The 16,873-nt window shown below is 72.9% G+C and carries 17 protein-coding genes, 1 tRNA gene and 1 pseudogene; 11 read left to right on the top strand and 8 right to left on the bottom strand.

Features of this window, described 5'->3' with window-relative positions:
- Positions 1-9 precede the first annotated feature (9 nt).
- Entirely contained in the window at positions 10-657 is a 648-nt protein-coding gene (locus tag IF23_RS0130440; RefSeq protein WP_030289466.1) for a TetR family transcriptional regulator, read from the bottom strand.
- A 102-nt stretch (positions 658-759) separates the two neighbouring features.
- On the opposite strand from IF23_RS0130440, the gene IF23_RS34555 reads away from it, so the two are divergent.
- The 6 genes from IF23_RS34555 (at position 760) to IF23_RS0130410 (ending at position 5,790) form a co-directional block, all read left to right on the top strand.
- Positions 760-924: a hypothetical protein gene (locus IF23_RS34555; RefSeq protein WP_030289465.1), complete on the top strand. Its 165-nt coding sequence runs from the start codon at positions 760-762 to the stop codon at positions 922-924.
- A 47-nt stretch (positions 925-971) separates the two neighbouring features.
- Positions 972-1,343 (top strand): hypothetical protein, encoded by a 372-nt coding sequence (locus IF23_RS35290; protein ID WP_425423898.1) that lies wholly within the window; start codon positions 972-974, stop codon positions 1,341-1,343.
- A 213-nt stretch (positions 1,344-1,556) separates the two neighbouring features.
- Complete coding sequence (locus tag IF23_RS31765) at positions 1,557-2,717, top strand: MFS transporter (RefSeq protein WP_051740010.1); 1,161 nt, start codon at positions 1,557-1,559, stop codon at positions 2,715-2,717.
- Positions 2,718-2,871: 154 nt separating this feature from the next.
- On the top strand, positions 2,872-3,114 hold the full coding sequence (locus tag IF23_RS0130420; RefSeq protein ID WP_030289463.1) for a ferredoxin: 243 nt from the start codon (positions 2,872-2,874) through the stop codon (positions 3,112-3,114).
- Positions 3,095-4,498, top strand: coding sequence for an NAD(P)/FAD-dependent oxidoreductase (locus IF23_RS0130415; protein ID WP_425423897.1), 1,404 nt, complete (start codon positions 3,095-3,097; stop codon positions 4,496-4,498). Before IF23_RS0130420 ends, IF23_RS0130415 begins: the two co-directional genes overlap by 20 nt.
- Positions 4,499-4,548: 50 nt before the next feature.
- Positions 4,549-5,790 carry a cytochrome P450 gene (locus IF23_RS0130410; RefSeq protein ID WP_030289461.1) on the top strand — a complete coding sequence of 414 codons (1,242 nt, stop codon included), beginning with the start codon at positions 4,549-4,551 and terminating at the stop codon, positions 5,788-5,790.
- Between the two features lie 30 nt (positions 5,791-5,820).
- Here IF23_RS0130410 and ppk2 read toward each other — a convergent pair whose 3' ends face one another.
- Entirely contained in the window at positions 5,821-6,654 is an 834-nt protein-coding gene (gene ppk2 / locus IF23_RS0130405; RefSeq protein WP_051740009.1) for a polyphosphate kinase 2, read from the bottom strand.
- Between the two features lie 199 nt (positions 6,655-6,853).
- Here ppk2 and IF23_RS0130400 point away from each other — a divergent pair, with 199 nt between their 5' ends.
- Both IF23_RS0130400 and IF23_RS0130395 read left to right on the top strand, forming a co-directional pair.
- Positions 6,854-7,579, top strand: a complete 726-nt coding sequence (locus IF23_RS0130400; protein WP_051740008.1) for a tRNA-dependent cyclodipeptide synthase — start codon at positions 6,854-6,856, stop codon at positions 7,577-7,579.
- The gene (locus IF23_RS0130395) at positions 7,576-8,610 is read left to right on the top strand and encodes a methyltransferase (RefSeq protein WP_211266220.1); all 1,035 of its coding nucleotides are present in this window, start codon (positions 7,576-7,578) and stop codon (positions 8,608-8,610) included. Before IF23_RS0130400 ends, IF23_RS0130395 begins: the two co-directional genes overlap by 4 nt.
- A 22-nt stretch (positions 8,611-8,632) precedes the next feature.
- Here IF23_RS0130395 and IF23_RS0130390 read toward each other — a convergent pair whose 3' ends face one another.
- From IF23_RS0130390 to IF23_RS0130380, 3 genes are read right to left on the bottom strand one after another with little or no spacing between them, the layout of a single operon-like run.
- The gene (locus IF23_RS0130390; protein WP_051740007.1) at positions 8,633-8,977 is read right to left on the bottom strand and encodes a DUF6092 family protein; all 345 of its coding nucleotides are present in this window, start codon (positions 8,975-8,977) and stop codon (positions 8,633-8,635) included.
- Positions 8,946-9,545, bottom strand: coding sequence for a nitroreductase family protein (locus IF23_RS0130385; RefSeq protein WP_245655171.1), 600 nt, complete (start codon positions 9,543-9,545; stop codon positions 8,946-8,948). Before IF23_RS0130385 ends, IF23_RS0130390 begins: the two co-directional genes overlap by 32 nt.
- Positions 9,546-9,547: 2 nt before the next feature.
- Positions 9,548-10,252, bottom strand: a complete 705-nt coding sequence (locus IF23_RS0130380) for a class I SAM-dependent methyltransferase (RefSeq protein ID WP_051740011.1) — start codon at positions 10,250-10,252, stop codon at positions 9,548-9,550.
- 444 nt (positions 10,253-10,696) lie between these two features.
- Between IF23_RS0130380 and IF23_RS0130370 the strand changes: the two genes are divergently transcribed.
- Positions 10,697-10,769 (top strand) — tRNA-Arg (locus IF23_RS0130370).
- 231 nt (positions 10,770-11,000) lie between these two features.
- On the opposite strand, the gene IF23_RS0130365 is transcribed toward IF23_RS0130370, so the two are convergent.
- Together IF23_RS0130365 and IF23_RS0130360 are read right to left on the bottom strand one after the other, a co-directional pair.
- Positions 11,001-11,561 (bottom strand): GNAT family N-acetyltransferase, encoded by a 561-nt coding sequence (locus IF23_RS0130365; RefSeq protein ID WP_037680340.1) that lies wholly within the window; start codon positions 11,559-11,561, stop codon positions 11,001-11,003.
- 275 nt (positions 11,562-11,836) lie between these two features.
- Positions 11,837-12,688 carry an AraC family transcriptional regulator gene (locus tag IF23_RS0130360; protein ID WP_051740006.1) on the bottom strand — a complete coding sequence of 284 codons (852 nt, stop codon included), beginning with the start codon at positions 12,686-12,688 and terminating at the stop codon, positions 11,837-11,839.
- A 50-nt stretch (positions 12,689-12,738) separates the two neighbouring features.
- On the opposite strand from IF23_RS0130360, the pseudogene IF23_RS31760 reads away from it, so the two are divergent.
- Together IF23_RS31760 and recQ are read left to right on the top strand one after the other, a co-directional pair.
- Positions 12,739-13,170: pseudogene (locus IF23_RS31760) on the top strand (DUF2000 family protein).
- A 172-nt stretch (positions 13,171-13,342) separates the two neighbouring features.
- Entirely contained in the window at positions 13,343-15,373 is a 2,031-nt protein-coding gene (recQ, locus tag IF23_RS0130350) for a DNA helicase RecQ (protein ID WP_107127064.1), read from the top strand.
- Positions 15,374-15,472: 99 nt separating this feature from the next.
- Here recQ and IF23_RS0130345 read toward each other — a convergent pair whose 3' ends face one another.
- Positions 15,473-16,726: a sensor histidine kinase gene (locus tag IF23_RS0130345; protein WP_245655173.1), complete on the bottom strand. Its 1,254-nt coding sequence runs from the start codon at positions 16,724-16,726 to the stop codon at positions 15,473-15,475.
- Positions 16,727-16,873 lie beyond the last annotated feature (147 nt).

Raw genomic sequence — 16,873 nt, 5'->3', positions numbered from 1 at the left:
CCCCACCCCTCACCCCTCCCCCGCCTCGCCCTTCCAGTGCTGCTGGCCGATGGTGATCAGCCGTATCTGCCAGCGGGCCGCCTCGACGACCCGTGCCCGTGCCGCTTCGGCGTCGTCGGCGTCCTCCGTGTCGAGGATCGCCGCGGCGGTCGTCACCAGCCGGTCGACGAACAGGTCGGCCAGCATCCGCAGATCGCGCGCGGTCCACCCCTGCGCCGCCGGCTGGGTCGCGAGCGCCTCGGCCACCTCGGCGCCGAACCGATCCAACTGGCCCGCGATGGCCTGGCGTACGGCCCGCACCCCGCCGTGGCGTTCGCGGGCCACGAACCGTACGTGGGCGGGGTACTCGCGGACGTGCCGGTCGACCACCGCCACCGCGCTCTCGATCTGCGCCTCCACCCCCGCCTGTTCGATCAGGACGGTGCGCACCATGGCGTGCAGGCTGCCGAGCGCCTCCTCCACGAGGGCGACGCCCAGTTCGCCCAGGTCGTGGAAGTGCCGGTAGAAGGCGGTCGGGGCGATGCCGACCGTCCGCGTCACCTCCCGCAGCCCCAGACTGCTCAGGCTCTGCTCCTCCAGCAGCCCGAGGGCGGCGTCGAGCAGTGCCTGACGGGTTCTCTGCTTCCGGGCCTGGCGGACCCCTACGGTGTGACTCACATCATCCAGTAAACAAGCGTTCTCCGAACTTCTCCACCCGGTGACGCCCTACACTGAGGGAAGTGAGTGAACAACTGTCCTCCGAATCGGAAAGGCAGAACGATGCTCTTTCTCGTCGCAGCCCTCCTCCTGATGGGGATCCTGCTGGGCGCCGCGGCACACCTCCCGTTCTCCGTCACTCTCCTCGCCGCCGCCGTCATCGCCGGCTGGCTGCTCGTCTTCTCCGTACGCGAACGCCGTCACCCCGCCGAGGGGACCACCCGATGACTCCCACCTCCCTCATCAAGGCACCGGCCGGACGACCGGAGGGCGCCGTGTCCGTCAACGCGTCACACCTTTCAAACACCGGCGGAGGCGCATCGGTTGCCGATTCCGCCGAGGATTCGGCGACTGTCGGTGACACCGGCGCGGACGCCGGTGCGGCGCCCCGTACCGAAAGCCGTGCCGGGAGCGCGTCCGCCGACGGGATGGCCGTCGCCTCCTTCGTGCTCGGGCTGCTCGGCACCCTGGTGTTCAACGTCGTTCTGGGGCCGTGCGCCCTCGTTCTCGGCACCCTCGCGCTGGTCCGCCGCACCCGTCGCCGGGGCCGCGCCGTGCTCGGTCTCGCCCTCGGCGCCGCCGACCTGATCATCCTGGCCACGCTGACCGCCGCCGACGCCACGGTCAGCTGGCACCTGGGCGGCTGACCGGACGCCGGTCAACGCCCGGGCCCCACCGGCACATTCACCGGTGGCACACCTTCACCCTCTGTCACGACGAGGGGCGCGGACATGACATCGACGTCACCGCAGAACCCGCCGACGGAGGCGCCCGCCGGATCGCTCTGGCGCAACCGCAACTTCCTTCTGCTCTGGTGCGGATAGGGCGCCGGCACCCTGGGCCCCCGCGTCGCACTGATCGTGCTGCCGCTGCTCGCCCTCGACACTCTGCACGCGAGCACCTTCCAGGTCTCGCTGCTCACCTCGCTGGGCTGGCTGCCGTACCTGCTCTTCTCGCTCCCGGCGGGGATCCTCGCCGACCGCGTCGACCAGCGGAAACTCATGATCGTCTGCGATCTGGGGCGGCTTCTGCTGATCCTCTCCGTCCCGCTCACGGCGCTGGCCGGGCGGCTGACGCTGGGGTACCTGTACGCGGTCGTCGGGGTGTCCGGCGTGCTGACCGTGGCCTTCACCGTCGCCTACCGCGGGCAGCTGCCGAAGCTGGTGCACCGCACCCAACTCGTCGACGGCAACGGCAAGCTCGGGATGTGTGAATCGCTGGCGGAGCTGACCGGGCCCGGCCTCGGCGGGGTACTGGTCGGCGCGATCGGCGCCTCCCGCGCCCTCTTCGCCAACGTCCTCACCTACGCGCTGAGCGCCCTCACCCTGGCCCTGATGCGCGTCCCCCAGGAGCCCGCCGACGCGCCCGCACCGCCCGCGCGGGTGCCGTTCCGCGCCGCCCTGCGGGAGGGCTTCGCCTTCGTCCGCCGTGAGCCGGTGCTGCTGAAGCTGCTGCTGTGCACCAGCGTGTCCAACTTCTTCGTCACCGCGGCCAACGCCATCGCCGTGACGTTCATGGTGCGGGAACTGCACGCGCCGACCTCCGCCGTCGGCCTGGTCTTCACCGTCGGCTCCGTCGGCGGGCTGCTGGCCGGGGCGCTCGCCAGCCGCATCGCCGGGCGGATGGGCACCGCACGGATCATCTGGGTGGCGATGCTCGCGCCCGGCCCGCTGTACTTCCTGATGCCCCTCGCCGCGCCCGGCTGGGGCGTCCTGCTGTACGCGATCGGTCTGGCCGCCCTCGCCGCCAACAGCACCCTGTTCAACGTCGCCGCCCTCTCGTACCGCCAACTCGTCACCCCGCCCGCGCTGCTCAGCCGGGTCGGCGCCGTCTACCTGTGGATCGCCTACGGGGTCATCCCGCTCGGCTCACTCTTCGGCGGTGCGCTCGCCACCGGCGCCGGGCTGCGGCCGACCCTGTGGATCTGCGCGCTGGGCATGTGGTCGGCGGCGCTGTTCGTGGTCCTCTCCCCGCTGCGCACCCTGCGGGACGTACCGGCCGGTCGCCCCGTCGCCGCCTGACGGGCGCCGCCCCCCGGGTCACCCCGTCGCATCGGCCGGGGTGCACCGCTCCGGGCGCGCTCCGATGCTGGAGCGGGGCGGGCCGATTCCGGGGTGCGCGCCGACGGGCGGAGCGGCGGGGCACCCGACCACGTCGTGAAGGAGCGGAGACCCGATGAGGCTTGTCGTCGATCTCAACCGGTGCCAGGGGTACGCGCAGTGCGCCTTTCTCGCGCCGGATGTGTTCGCCCTGCACGGCGCGGAGGCGCTGATGTACGACCCGCAGCCCGCCGACGACCGGCGTCCGCAGGTGCTCCGGGCCGCGCACGCCTGCCCCGTGCAGGCCATCACCGTCGAGGGTGAGGACGTCGGGCGGGCGTCCGACGGCGGAGGGGCGGGTGCCTCCCGTGTCGGTTGACGGCTTTCCGGAGACCTTCCGCCGCGAGGGCCGCATCGTCGTCGTGGGTGCCTCGCTCGCGGGGCTGCGGGCCGCCGAGACGCTCCGTGCGGAGGGTTTCCGCGGCACGCTCACGATGATCGGCGACGAGCCCCACGAACCGTACGACCGGCCGCCGTTGTCCAAACAGGTGCTGCTCGGCCTCGTACCCCCCGACCACACGGCGCTGCCGCGGCGGCGGGCGATCGACGCCCGGTGGCGGCTGGGCACCGCGGCCACCGGGCTCGACGCGGCCGCCAAGGAGGTGCGGCTCGCCGACGGCGACACCGTCCCCTACGACCGGCTGCTGATCGCCACCGGGGTCCGCTCCCGGCCCTGGCCGCACGAGTTGGAGTCGGATCTGGACGGGGTGTTCGTGCTGCGCACCCGGGACCATGCGGCGCGGCTGCACCGCCGGTTGTCGGCCGGGCCGCGCCGGGTGCTGGTGATCGGCGCCGGATTCACCGGTTCCGAGATCGCCTCGGCCTGCCGGGGGCGGGGGCTGCCGGTCACCGTCGCGGAGCGTGGTCCGGCTCCGCTGGTGGGGGCGCTCGGCGGGGTGATCGGGGAGGTGGCGGCGGAGCTCCAGCGGGCGCACGGTGTCGATCTGCGGTGCGGGGTGCAGGTCACCGGCCTGGAGGGGGATTCCGGCGGCCGGGTGCGGCGCGCCCATTTCTCGGACGGGTCGGCCGTCGACGCGGATGTGGTGGTGGTCTGTCTGGGCGCGACCCGGAACACCGAATGGCTGGCGGGCTCCGGGCTCGGCGCGGGGCCCCGCGGGATCGCCTGCGACGCCGGGTGCCGCGCCTTCGACGTGCGGGGGATCGTCACGGACGACGTGTTCGTCGCCGGGGACGTCGCCCGCTCCCCGCATCCGCTGTTCGGCTACCAGTTCCTCTCCCTGGAGCACTGGGGCAACGCGGTGGCGCAGGCGGAGACCGCCGCGCACAACATGATCAGCGCGAGCGTCGACCGGCGTCCGCACCTGTGGATGCCGTCGTTCTGGTCGGCGCAGTTCGGCGTCAACATCAAGTCCGTCGGGGTGCCGCCGATGGCCGACCAACTCCTCGTCACCCAGGGCTCGCTCACCGAGCACCGCTTCACCGCGGTCTACGGCCACCAGGGCCGGGTCATCGCCGCCACCACCTTCGACCAGGGGAAATGGCTGGAGTTCTACGAGCGGCAGATCGAGCGGGCGGCGCCGTTCCCGCCGGAGTTCCCCACCGTCGACCGGCGGCCGGAGGGGCGTCACCCGATCGCGGCCGGTTTTCCGGACCCCTCGCTGCCCACCCACGGTCCGACCGTCACCCTCAGCGGCCACTCCCCGGCCGACCGGCGCCTGTCGTTCACCCCACGGCGCGCGTGATCCGTCGCGCGCCCCTCAGTCCGTCCGCCCGAAGCCCGGAAGGAACCGTCATGACGTCGGCCTCACCCCTGCGTCAGATCCTCGACCCCGCCCACCGTGCCGACCCCTACCCCCTCTACGCGGAGCTGCGGAAGACCCCGGTGGTCCGGGACGGGACGGGCCCCTATCTGGTCAGCACGTACTGGGAGATCCAGGAGCTGCTGCACGACCCGCGGGTCAGCTCCGACGCCCGCAATCTGAACCCGGAGGCCGCCGCGTTCCTCGGGCAGGAAGAGGAGGACCCGAACCTGCCGCCGACGTTCCTGCGGCTGGACCCGCCCGACCACGACCGGCTGCGGGACCTGGCGATGCGGCCGTTCGGCCCGCCGCACACCCCGCGCCGCATCTCCGACATGCGCGGTGAGCTGGCCGGGATCGTCACCCAGCTCATCGACGGCTTCCGGGGACGCGACCACCTCGATCTCGTCGACAGCTTCGCCTACCCCTTCCCGGTCACGGTGATCTGCCGGCTGCTCGGCGTCCCGCGGGAGGACGAGCCCCGCTTCCATGTGTGGGCCGACACACTCGCCGCCGGGCTGGACCCCGTCCACGGCACCCCCGAGGAGCGGGAGGCGCAGCGGGAGACCCTGCGACGGGCCCGCGCCGACCTCGCCGCCTACCTCGCCGGGCTGGTCGAGGAGCGCCGCCGATCGCCCCGGGACGACATGCTGTCCGCGCTCGCCACCGACCACGGTCCGGACGGCCGGATGTCCCCGCTGGAGATGGTGAGCACCGCGGCTCTTCTGCTGATCGCCGGTCACGAGACCACCGTCAACCTCATCACCAACGGGATGCTCACCCTCCTCCGCGACCCCGGGCTGCTCCGGCGGCTCCGGGACGAGCCCGCTCTCGCGGCCCCGTTCGTCGAGGAGTTGCTGCGCTTCGACCCGCCCGTCCAACTGCTGCCGCAGCGCACCACGTTGGCGGACATCGACATCGCCGGGACGACCGTCCCCAAGGGCGCCTCCCTCTGGCTGCTGCTGGCCTCCGGCAACCGCGACCCGCGCCGCTTCCCGGAACCGGACCGCTTCCTCCCCGAGCGCCCCGACAACCAGCATCTGAGCTTCGGCAGCGGCATCCACACCTGCTTCGGCGCCCCGCTGGCCCGGTTGGAGACCCAGATCGCCCTGACCGAACTCACCCGCCGCCTCACCGGCCCCCGGCTGGCCGAGGACCCGCCGCCCTACCGCCGCAACGCGGTGCTGCGGGGGCCACGGCATCTGCCGGTGGTGATCGAGGGGCTGGCCGACTGACCGGGCGGGGGGGGCGGCCCGCCCGGTGTCTCACGTCTCCAGGTCGGCGGCGTGGTCCGGGACGTAGTTCTGCAGGTCGCGGGGTGGGCGGCGGTAGCCGGTGGGCGGTGGGCGCGGCGGCAGTTCGAGGACCGGCGGGGTGAGGTCGGTGTACGGCAGCGTCGACAGCAGATGGGCGATCATGTTCAGCCGGGCGCGGCGCTTGTCGTCGCTCTCGACGACGTACCAGGGCGCCTCCGTGATGTCGGTGTGGACGAACATCTCGTCCTTGGCCTGCGAGTACTCCTCCCAGCGGGTCAGCGACTGGAGGTCCACGGCGGAGAGTTTCCAGCGCCGTACGGGGTCGGCGAGCCGCCGCCGGAAGCGCTGTTCCTGCACCTCGTCGCTGACCGAGAACCAGTATTTGCGCAGCAGGATCCCGTCCTCGACCAGCATCCGTTCGAAGATCGGGCACTGCCGGAGGAACCGCCGGTGCTCGGCCGGGGTGCAGAACCCCATGACCCGCTCGACACCGGCCCGGTTGTACCAGCTGCGGTCGAAGAGGACGATCTCGCCCGCCGCGGGCAGATGTTCCGTGTAGCGCTGGAAGTACCACTCGGTGCGCTCGCGTTCGGTGGGCCGCGGCAGCGCCACGATCCGCGCCACCCGGGGGTTGAGGTACTCGGTGACGCGTTTGATGGTGGAGCCCTTCCCGGCCGCGTCCCGCCCCTCGAAGACGACGACGAGCCGCGCCCCCGACCCGCGCACCCACTCCTGGAGCTTCACCAGCTCCGTCTGGAGCCGGTACAGCTCCCGCTCGTACCGCGACCGCGACAGCTTCCGGTGACCGCCGCCCTTCCCCTTGGCCCCCTTCGCCTCCGCCATACGTCGACAGTACGGAGGAAAGCGGCGGCGCGGTCAGGCGTACGGGCCGAACGGGGCAGCGCCGCCGGGGTCTTGGCCGCCGCCGCCCGCGCCTTCACCCGCATGACCGAGACGGCGGGCGGAAAGTACGGGTACGGGTGAGATGTCGGAGCGCCCTGTCAGCCCGGGCAGCTCATCGTCCCGTACGTGGGGAGAGCCCATGGCCGATGGCCAGCCCGTCGACTCTGCTGACGCCTTCCAGGCATACGCCAGCGGTCCCCGGTCCCAGGAGGTCTGGGACCAGGGGGAACACGCCGTGATCGGGGTGAGCGCGGGGAACAGCTACTTCACCCAGGACCGGCTGGCCGGTCTGCTGCGCTGGGCCGCCCGTCACTTCGCCACCATCGACGTGATCTACACCGACGTCCACATCGACACGATGCTGGTCGCCCTCGGCAACGACGCCGGGCATGCGGCCAAGCTCGCCAAGTCGCAGATCAGGGACGTACGGCGGCGCACCCGGCGGGCGGTGGAGCGGCTGGGGGCCTCCGCGGAGAAGGTGCGGATGCAGCCCATGTCGTCCTTCTTCGAGCGGGCGGAGTACCAGGCGGTGCGCTCCCGTGTGGGCGAGGCGGTCGACGCCAGCGAGCGGCTGGCCACCGCCTGCAAGGAGATGGTGCACCACTTCCTCGACGGCCGGGAGGTGCCCGGGGAGCGGGTGCCGCACGTCATGGGCGCCGGGCTGGAGTACCTCCTGGCCGAGCTGCCGTTCTTCGTGGACAGCCCCGGCATCCTCGGCGTGGGCTCCTCGGCGGTCTGCTACCACGTGAGCACCCCGATCGTGGAGTACTTCAAGGAGCCGGACCACGACGTGCTGAGCGCCGCGCCGAACCAGGGCTACCTGGTCGTCCGGCCCGCCGCCTGGTCCGCCGGGGCCGACGCATGACCGGAGGCCCGGACTCCGGCGGCCGGACCCGCCCCGGGTCCGGCGGCACCCGGCTGCTGGACCTCAGCGACGGGCTTCTCGCCGCCCGCGCCCTGCACCTGGTGGCCGCCGTGGGCGTCGCCGACGCTCTCGCCACCGGCCCGCGGCCGGTCACCGAACTGGCGGCGGCCACCCGCACCCACCCCGACGCGCTGCACCGGCTGCTGCGCGTCCTCGCCGGTGAGGACGTGTTCCGCGAGGTGCGGCCCGGCGTCTTCGCGCTCTCCCCGACCGGGGAATACCTGCGGTCGGACCACCCGGACTCGGTCCACGCCCTGCTGGCCTTCTCCGAACTGGTGGGCCGCTCGTTCGCCGACGCCATGCACAGCCTGCGCACCGGCGAGGCGACCTTCCCGCAGACCTACGGGCGTCCCTTCTTCGACCATCTGCGCGCCCGGCCGGAGGCCGACAGCCTCTTCCACACCGGGATGGCGCAGGTCACCCGCCGCGACGCCGCCGCACTGACCGACGCCTACGACTTCGGCGGCGCCCGTACCGTCGTCGACATCGGCGGCGGCGACGGCTCCCTGCTGCTGTCGGTCCTCGACGCGTTCCCCGGCATCGAGGGCGTGCTCTTCGACCAGCCGCACGTGGTCGCGGCGGCCCGGGAGCGGATCGCGGCGGCGGGCCTCGCCGACCGCTGCCGGACCGTCGCCGGTGACCTCTTCGGCCCCCTGCCGCCGGGCGGCGACCTCTACCTCCTGAAGTGGATCCTGCACGACTGGCCGGACGAGGAGGCCGTCACCGTCCTGCGCGGCTGCCGCCGGGCCATGGGCCCCGACGGGCGGCTCCTGGTGATCGAGCGGCTGATCCCGCCGGGCGACCACCCGCACCCGGCGAAGATGCTCGACCTGGTGGTCCTCGTCCTCCTGGGCGGTCGCGAACGGACCGCCCAGGAGTACGAGGCGCTGCTGGCCGAAGCGGGCCTGGCCGCGCGCCGGGTGATCGACACCGGGTCGGGGCTGAGCATCCTGGAGGCCCGCCGGGCCTGACCCCGGCCCGGCGGCAGCGGCGTCAGGACGGCGGCGCGGACGCGGCGGGCTCCGGCGCGGGCAGTTGGAGACCGGCGACCATCTGCCGGCACATCCCGTCGAGCAGGGCCGCGTAGTCGCGGTTCTCGTTGGGCGCCTGGTGCAGCAGGTCGTCCAGCCCGGCGTGGACCGCGACCAGTTCGGGACGGTCGCCACCGCCGTCCGCGTACAGCGCGAGGACGCGGCGGGCGCCGTCCATCAGCCGGTAGAGCGCGTACGACGGCGGTTCCTGGAGCAGCCGCCGGGCGCTGCTGAGGAGGTAGGCGGCGAGCAACGCCAACTCCTCCCCGCCCGGGTCATCCGGGGTGCGTGGGGTGCCAGTACTCATGGCGGACCACCTCCTGTGGGGCGCGGCGGGGCGAGGGCTGAAGGGGCTGGTCGGGTCGGCCGACCGGGACCAGCAGAAGAGGTTCGAGGTGGCCCGGCAGCCCCAGGAGCAGCTGTACGGGCTCGGCCAGGAAGCTGCTCACCGGGCAGCCGCCCAGCCCCTGCGCATGCGCGGCGAGCAGGAAGTTCTCCACCGCCATGGCCACACAGAGCGAGCCGACGTCCCGTAGGTGGGGATCGCCCGTCATCCGCGCGTGGTCGACGCAGGCGACCAGTACGAGGGGCGGCACCCCGATGATCCCCGGCGCGAACGCCCGCAGCCGCCGCACCCGTTCCGGCGCCCGGACCGCCAGAAACGCCCACGCCTGCTTGTTGGAGGCGGAGGGGGCCGCCAGCATCGCCTCCAGCAACGAGTCGAGCAGTTCGTCACCGACCGGCTCGTCCGTGTAGGACCGCACGACCCCGCGGGTGCGGATGACGTCCAGCGTCTCCGCGCCACGGGCCGCGGCGATCCGTACGCCCGGCCCCGGCCCGGCCGTTCCCACCTGCGCCTGCGCTTCCCTGTCCACCGCTACCCCTTCTCCGCGCGCAACAGAAGATTCACCGGCTCACCGCCGCCGTCCCCGTCGGCCAGGCCCCGCAACGGCTCCCAGACGACCCGGGCGAACCCCGCCCCGAGCAGCACCTCCTCGAACGTCCCGCAGTCCCAGTGGTGCACCCGCAACATGGTCGGGGGAACGGTCGGCACGGAGATCGTGTACGGGTCCCCGTCCCGGAGGCCCTCCGGCCGGTGCACGACGAACCCGTTCGCCTGCGGCACATCCGCCACCAGGCGCGGATTGCCCACCAGCGCCAGCAACCGGCCCCCGGGCGCGAGGTTCGCGCAGATCCGCTCGCACATCCGCGCCAGGGCCCGCCGACTGTCCGCGTAGTGCAGCACCGCGACGGCGACCGCCGCCGAGAACTCCCCCAGCACCGGCAGATCCACCAGGTCGTGCACCTCGTACCGCACCCCCAACGGCTCCCGCTCCTCCGCCCGCCGCGCCTCGGCCACCATCGCCGCCGACACATCCACCCCCACCACCTCGGCCGCCCCCCGCCGCCTCAACAACCGCGCATACGCCCCCGACCCGCACCCCACATCCAGCACCGAAGCCCCCTCGACCACCCCCAGAGCCCCCACCAGCGAAGGAACCTCCACCCGCTCCCGGTAGGGCCCCACCACCCGCTCGACCTCCGCGTCCCGCACCGCAATCGCGTCATATTGCTGACCCAACGGACCCTCCAGCCACATACCGGACAAACAATCCGTGCCCCCACACGACACCCGCCGCACAGATCCGCCAACGAATGCGCCGGAATGGCCGCTCGGGGGGGGCGGGTGGAGGGGGTGGCCGTGGTGGCCGTCATGGCCGTCGTGGCCGTCGTGGGTCCTTGGCCCCAGTGGCCCTAGTGGCCCCAGTGGCCCTCGTGACTGTCGCGGCCGTCGTGGTGCTCGTGGTCCTCGTGATCCTCGTGGCCGTCGTGGCTCGTTCGGCTCGCTCGGCGGGCGGGCCGACCATCCGAACCGCCCGCAGATCCGACCGGAGCCCGGACACCGGCCCCAGCCCCACCACCCACCCCCATCCGCTAACCTGTCTGGGACCGCCGCTCCCGGCGGTCCCTCTTGCCGAAACCGGAAGAAGCCCAGAGCCCTCCTCCACGTTTCACGCAAGGCCCCGCCTCCGTAGCTCAGGGGATAGAGCACCGCTCTCCTAAAGCGGGTGTCGCAGGTTCGAATCCTGCCGGGGGCACAGAGAAGTAGCAGGTCAGAGGCCCTGTCGTTCGAGTGGACGGCAGGGTCTCTGGCGTCCGGCGCGGGTTTGGGTCACATGGGGTGTGCGCCGAGGAGAAGGTTGTCGTGACGGGCGGACGCTACGCGTTACTGGATGGTCAGCGGCGGGCGGGGCACGCGGAGGCGTTGAGTTAGCCGGAGCGGACCGCAGTGACCGGGGGGCGGACCCGGAGGGTGGGCAGGTTCGGGGCTAGTGGTCGGTCGTTGGGGGCCGCTCGCGGCGGAGGAGGCCGAAGATCCAGGAGTCGGAGACGTCGCCGTTGACGATGCAGTCCTCGCGGAGGGTGCCTTCGCGGACGAAGCCGAGCTTCTCCAGGACCCGGGCGGACGCCGCGTTACGGGTGTCGGTCTCGGCCTGGACGCGGTTCAGGTCCAGGGTGTCGAACGCCCACCGCAGGACGGCGCCCGCGGTCTCCGTGGCGTAGCCGTGGCCCCACGCGGCGGCGGCGAAGACGTAGCCCAGGGACGCGCTGCGGAAGTCCGGGTTCCAGCCGGTCAGGCCGCACCAGCCGATGAACGCGCCGTCGGAGAGGCGGTCGACGGCCACCCGCGCTCCCGTGCCTTCCTCCTCCATCGTCCGGCAGGTCGTGAGGAACCGCTGGGCGCGGGACGGTTCGGTCCACGGCGGGGAGTCCCAGTAGCGCAGCACGTCGGCGCTGCTGTGCAGCGCGTGGAGCGGCGCCGCGTCGGCGTCGGTGAACGGCCGCAGCCGCAGGCGGGCGGTGTGCAACTCGGGTGTAGGCAAGGGCATACGAAGCATCCTGCCGCGTGACGCCCGCCCCGCCCATCCGTTTGTCCGGCCTGATCGGGGCGCGTACGTCCCGACCAGGCCGGACGCGCCGCGTGGGCGGTGGGTCGCATGGCGAGCAAGTGGCATACCTGGCAGACGGTGGCCGTACTGACGCGCCCTCGGGATGCTGATTGGGCTCGTGCGGAGACCGCATGGCCCTGGTCCGTGAGGGCGGGGAGCCGGAGCCGGAGGAGCTGTGCGAGGCCCCTAGCAACTCATGTCCCGCAGGAAGGACTTCAGACGCCGTCGGCGACGGGCCGAGCGTTCCGCGGGCGTTGTTCGCGGCGCTCGCCGGAGATGGACGGCCCTCGGGCGAAGTGGCCCGGTGGGATGCCCGGGATGCGTTTGAAGTGGCGGGTGAGGTGGGGTTGGTCGTAGAAGCCGCTGGCGGTTGCCGTCTCCGCCGGGGGTAGGCCGTCGAGGAGCAGGGGGCGGGCGTGGTCGATGCGGCGGGCCGTGAGGTCGCGGCGCGGGGGGATGCCGAACGCGGCGGTGAACGCGCTTACCAGGTGGGCGGGGTGGGTGTGGAGCAGCCGCGCGGCCTCGGCCAGGCGTAGGCCGGGGAGCAGCCGTTCGTCGAGGAGGTCGCGCAGGGCGTGGGCCGTGCCGTTGCGGGGCGGGGTGGTGCGGAGGCGGGGGCGCAGATGGCCGCGGAGCCGTTCGGCGACGAGGGTGAGGCGACTTTCGGCCTCCAGCTCGTCGCCCGGGGACGCCAGGGCGGTGTGCAGTTGGTCGACGCGGCGGCGGAGCAGGGCGTCGGCGAGGTCCGGGCCGTCCACCGCGGGGCCGATGAAGCCCTCGTCCAGTTGGGTCAGGTCCAGGTAGAGGACGCGTTTGCGGAAGCCGCGGGTGGTGGCGGACGAGCCGTTGTGCGGGACCTGGGGTGGGAGCAGGGTGACCGTGCCGTGCGGGGCGCCGTGTGCGCGGCGGTTCAGGTCGTAGCGGACGGCGCCGTCGTCGACGATGAGCAGCGTCCACTCGTCGTGGAGGTGCATCGGGTAGGCGTGCTCGGTGAACCGGGCGTGCAGCACCTCCACGACCCCCGGGACGCCGGGGCGCCATGCGGACACCTCCTGCCGCGCCACCATGCAAAGAACGTGCGGGGGGGCGCGGCGGGGCGGTTGGCAGCCTCGGGGGCATGACGAACGAGAACGCCCCGGTACGTTTCGACACCAAGATCGCGGTGCTGCTGCGGGAGGATCTGGCGGTCCGGCAGCGGCTGAATGTGACCGCCTTCCTGGTCAGCGGTGTCGGCACGGAGCTCCCCGAGGCCGTCGGCGAGCCGTACGCGGACGCCGACGGGGCCCCTTATCTGCCGATGTTCCGCCGGCCCGTGCTGGTCTTCGAGGGGACGTAGGAGGTCCTGGCCAGCGCCCACGGCCGTGCCGTGTCCCGTGCGCTCTCCTGCTCGGTGTTCACCTCGGACCTCTTCGCCACCGGCAACGACCGCGAGAACCGCGCGGCGGTCCGGGCCGTACCGGCGGATCAGCGGGATGTGGTGGGACTGGCCGTGTACGGACCGCGCAATGCGGTGGACAAGGTGGTCAAGGGGGCGCGGATGCATCCGTGATCCTGCCTGAGCTGCGTGGATGCCCGTTCGGCCCGGGTGCTCCGCGGTGGGGCCGCGGGCCGGGTGGCGTGCACGGAGCGGAGTTGTCCACAGGCTCGGCGTGGTCGGGTGGATTCCTCGTACGCTTTCAGGCATGGGTGAGGTCGACGTGGCAGGAAGCGCAGGCAGCGAGATGGTGGGCGAGCCGGATGTGGGCGAGGCGGTGCAGGTGCTGCGCCGGGTGTTCGGTTACGACGCCTTCCGCGGCAGTCAGCAGGAGATCATCGAGCATGTGATCGGCGGCGGGGACGCCGTCGTACTGATGCCGACGGGTGGCGGCAAATCGCTGTGCTACCAGATTCCGTCGCTGGTGCGGCCGGGCGTCGGCATCGTGATCTCACCGCTGATCGCATTGATGCAGGACCAGGTCGACGCGTTGCGGGCGCTGGGTGTGCGGGCCGGGTTCCTCAACTCCACACAGGATGTCGAGGAGCGGCGGCTGGTGGAGGCGGAGTTCCTCGCCGGGGAGCTGGACCTGCTGTATCTGGCGCCGGAGCGGCTGCGCGTCGAGCAGACGCTGAGCCTGCTGGACCGCGGCAAGATCTCCCTCTTCGCGATCGACGAGGCGCACTGTGTCGCCCAGTGGGGCCACGATTTCCGGCCGGACTATCTGGCGCTGTCGATGCTGCACGAGCGGTGGCCCGAGGTCCCGCGGATCGCGCTGACCGCGACGGCCACCGGGGCGACGCACTCCGAGATCACCTCGCGGCTGTCGATGGGCGAGGCACGGCACTTCGTGGCGAGCTTCGACCGGCCCAACATCCAGTACCGCATCGCGCCGAAGAACGAGCCGAAGCGCCAGCTGCTGGAGCTGCTGCGCACCGAGCACGCCGGGGACGCCGGCATCGTCTACTGCCTCTCCCGCGCCTCGGTGGAGAAGACCGCCCAGTTCCTGGTGGAGAACGGCGTCGCCGCGGTGCCGTACCACGCGGGGCTGGACGCCCGGACGCGTGCCGCGCACCAGTCGCGCTTCCTGCGGGAGGACGGCCTGGTCGTCGTCGCCACCATCGCGTTCGGCATGGGCATCGACAAGCCCGACGTACGGTTCGTGGCCCATCTGGATCTGCCGAAGTCGGTGGAGGGCTACTACCAGGAGACGGGCCGTGCCGGGCGGGACGGCCAGCCGTCGACGGCGTGGCTGGCGTACGGGCTGCAGGATGTGGTGCAGCAACGGAAGATGATCGACGGTTCGGAGGGGGACGACGCGCACCGGCGGCGGCTGTCGGCGCATCTGGACGCGATGCTCGCGCTCTGCGAGACGGTGCAGTGCCGCCGGGTGCGGCTGCTGGCCTACTTCGGCCAGGAGAGCGCGGCGTGCGGCAACTGCGACACCTGCCTGGCGCCGCCGCAGACCTGGGACGGCACCGTACCCGCGCAGAAGCTGCTGTCGACGATCGTGCGGCTGAAGCGGGAGCGCGGGCAGAAGTTCGGCGCCGGGCAGATCATCGACATCCTGCTGGGCCGCAAGACCGCGAAGGTCGTCCAGTTCGACCACGACGCGCTGAGCGTCTTCGGGATCGGCGCCGATCTGCGGGACGTCGAGTGGCGGGGCGTGGTGCGGCAGTTGCTGGCGCAGGGGCTGCTGGCCGTCGAGGGTGACTACGGCACGCTGGTGCTGACCGAGGCGAGCGGTGAGGTGCTGCGCGGGGGCCGTGAGGTGCCGATGCGGCGGGAGCCGGAGAAGGCGGCGCGCGCGGCGAAGGCGAAGTCGTCGAAGGGGAAGCGGGCGCCGGTCGATCTGCCGGAGGCGGCGCTTCCGGTCTTCGAGGCGCTGCGTGCCTGGCGCGGCAGCACGGCGAAGGAGCAGGGCGTCCCGGCGTATGTGATCTTCCACGACGCGACGCTGCGGGAGATCGCCGTCGCCCGCCCGGCCACCACCGCGGAGCTGGGCACGGTCAACGGCGTGGGCGAGAACAAGCTGGCGAAGTACGGCGCGCAGATTCTGGAGGTGCTCGCGGGCGGCGACGGCGGGGACGGTGCCGCGGCCGCTGCCGGGCAGCCGGTCGGTGCGGCGGCGCGGCCCGCGGCGGCTGCCGCCTCGCCCGCGGCCCGGCGGGCGGGCGGTCCGGGTCACTTCGACGGACCGGCGGGCGCCACGGACCTGCCCGAGCCTCCGCCGGAGGACTGGGACGCGCCGGAGCCGCCGGAGGACATCGACTGGTGACGGCAAGGGGTTCGGGCGGCGCCTGATTCCGGGCGCCGGGAGGGACGGCCCGGCTTCCGGGTCGCCCCACCCTCCGCCCGGTGACGGGGAAACCGCAGCTCAGGGGGTGTGATCGTGTTCGGGGGAAGGCGGGGGAAGGTGCAGGGTCGCGCGGGCGCCGCCGTCGGGTGCCTGGGAGAAACGCAGGTCGATGCCGAGGACCGCGGCCTGGCCGACGGCGATGGTCAGGCCCAGACCGTGACCGCGGCCACGGCCCGGCGCATCGGTGCGGAAGCGCCGCGGGCCGTGCCGCAGCAGATCGTCCGGGTAGCCCGCGCCGTGATCGCGTACCTCGATCGTCGGCGCACGGCCCGGCACACCGCCCGGGGCCGCGTCGACGGTGACGACGACCGGCGGGTGGCCGTGGCGGTGCGCGTTGAGGACGAGGTTGGTGAGGATGCGGTCCAGGCGCCGCCGGTCCGTTTCGACGACGCCGGAGGAGACTGTCCGGACCTCCGTGTCGAGGCCGGTGGCGTGCACACCGCGTTCGACGAGCGTGCCCAGGTCGTAGGAGTCGAGGTCGGCGTGTTCGGCGCCGGAGTCGAGGCGGGAGATCTCCAGCAGATCCTCGGTGAGCCGGTGCAGCGCCCGCAGCCGGTCGTTGATCATTTCCTTGGGGCGGCCCTCCGGGAGCAGAGCGGCCGAGGCCAGGATGCCCGTCAGCGGGGTACGCAGTTCGTGCGCCACATCGGCGGTGAAGCGCTGCTCGGCCTGGAGCCGGCTCTGCAGCGAACCGGCCACCGAGTCCAGCGCCGCGGCGACCGCCGCCACCTCGTCGCCGCCGGACGCGCCGCCCCCGGCGGTCTCGTCCGGCCCGCCGCCCGGTGGCGCGCCGACCCGGGCGTCGAGATCGCCCGCGGTGATCCGGCGGGCGACGGCCGCGGTCCTCGTCAACCGGCGGCTGATCCGGTGCGCGAGGAACAGTCCGGCGAGCGCCACCGCCGTCGCGGCCAGCACCGCCGACCCGAGGATCGCCGTGTCGAACTTCTCCAGGGACCGGCTGGTGTTCCCGTACGGCGACCACACGGCCATGATCTGGTCGCCCGCGGGCGCCGCCGCCCACATGACGGGACGCCCCTGATATGTCCCGACCATGCTGCCCTGACGGCCACTCCGCACCAACTTCCGTAGCGGCTCGGGTAGTTGGGGTGGGTCCAGGACGGAGTTGATGCCTTCGCGGGAGGTGCCGTACTCGAAGAGGTCCAGGGCGATGTCGAGATCCGCGCGCGTCTCCTTGCGGACCTGGCCGACGGTCTGACGGGCCACCGCGTTGTGCACCAGCACGCCGAGGACCGCGGCGACGGTGCAGCACACCGCGGTCACCGTCAACGCGATCTTCCACCGCAGGGAGACCGCCGCACGGCGCACCGCCCGGCGCGCCAACGCGACGAGCCGCCCCGGCACGCCGCGCGCGATCGCACGGGGGTGGGGTGAGGGGTGGGGAGGGGTGGGGGCGGGAGG

This window comes from Streptomyces catenulae (genome assembly GCF_000718015.1).
Taxonomy (GTDB): domain Bacteria; phylum Actinomycetota; class Actinomycetes; order Streptomycetales; family Streptomycetaceae; genus Streptomyces; species Streptomyces catenulae.
This window is presented reverse-complemented; position numbering and strand designations above follow the sequence as displayed.

Excerpts from the sequence above, each read along its gene's own strand:
- IF23_RS34555 (WP_030289465.1), top strand. The coding sequence starts at position 760 with ATGCTCTTTCTCGTCGCAGCCCTCCTCCTGATGGGGATCCTGCTGGGC.
- IF23_RS0130420 (WP_030289463.1), top strand. The coding sequence starts at position 2,872 with ATGAGGCTTGTCGTCGATCTCAACCGGTGCCAGGGGTACGCGCAGTGC.
- IF23_RS0130410 (WP_030289461.1), top strand. The coding sequence starts at position 4,549 with ATGACGTCGGCCTCACCCCTGCGTCAGATCCTCGACCCCGCCCACCGT.
- ppk2 (WP_051740009.1), bottom strand. The coding sequence starts at position 6,654 with ATGGCGGAGGCGAAGGGGGCCAAGGGGAAGGGCGGCGGTCACCGGAAG.
- IF23_RS0130400 (WP_051740008.1), top strand. The coding sequence starts at position 6,854 with ATGGCCGATGGCCAGCCCGTCGACTCTGCTGACGCCTTCCAGGCATAC.
- IF23_RS0130395 (WP_211266220.1), top strand. The coding sequence starts at position 7,576 with ATGACCGGAGGCCCGGACTCCGGCGGCCGGACCCGCCCCGGGTCCGGC.
- IF23_RS0130390 (WP_051740007.1), bottom strand. The coding sequence starts at position 8,977 with ATGAGTACTGGCACCCCACGCACCCCGGATGACCCGGGCGGGGAGGAG.
- IF23_RS0130365 (WP_037680340.1), bottom strand. The coding sequence starts at position 11,561 with ATGCCCTTGCCTACACCCGAGTTGCACACCGCCCGCCTGCGGCTGCGG.
- IF23_RS0130360 (WP_051740006.1), bottom strand. The coding sequence starts at position 12,688 with ATGGTGGCGCGGCAGGAGGTGTCCGCATGGCGCCCCGGCGTCCCGGGG.
- recQ (WP_107127064.1), top strand. The coding sequence starts at position 13,343 with ATGGTGGGCGAGCCGGATGTGGGCGAGGCGGTGCAGGTGCTGCGCCGG.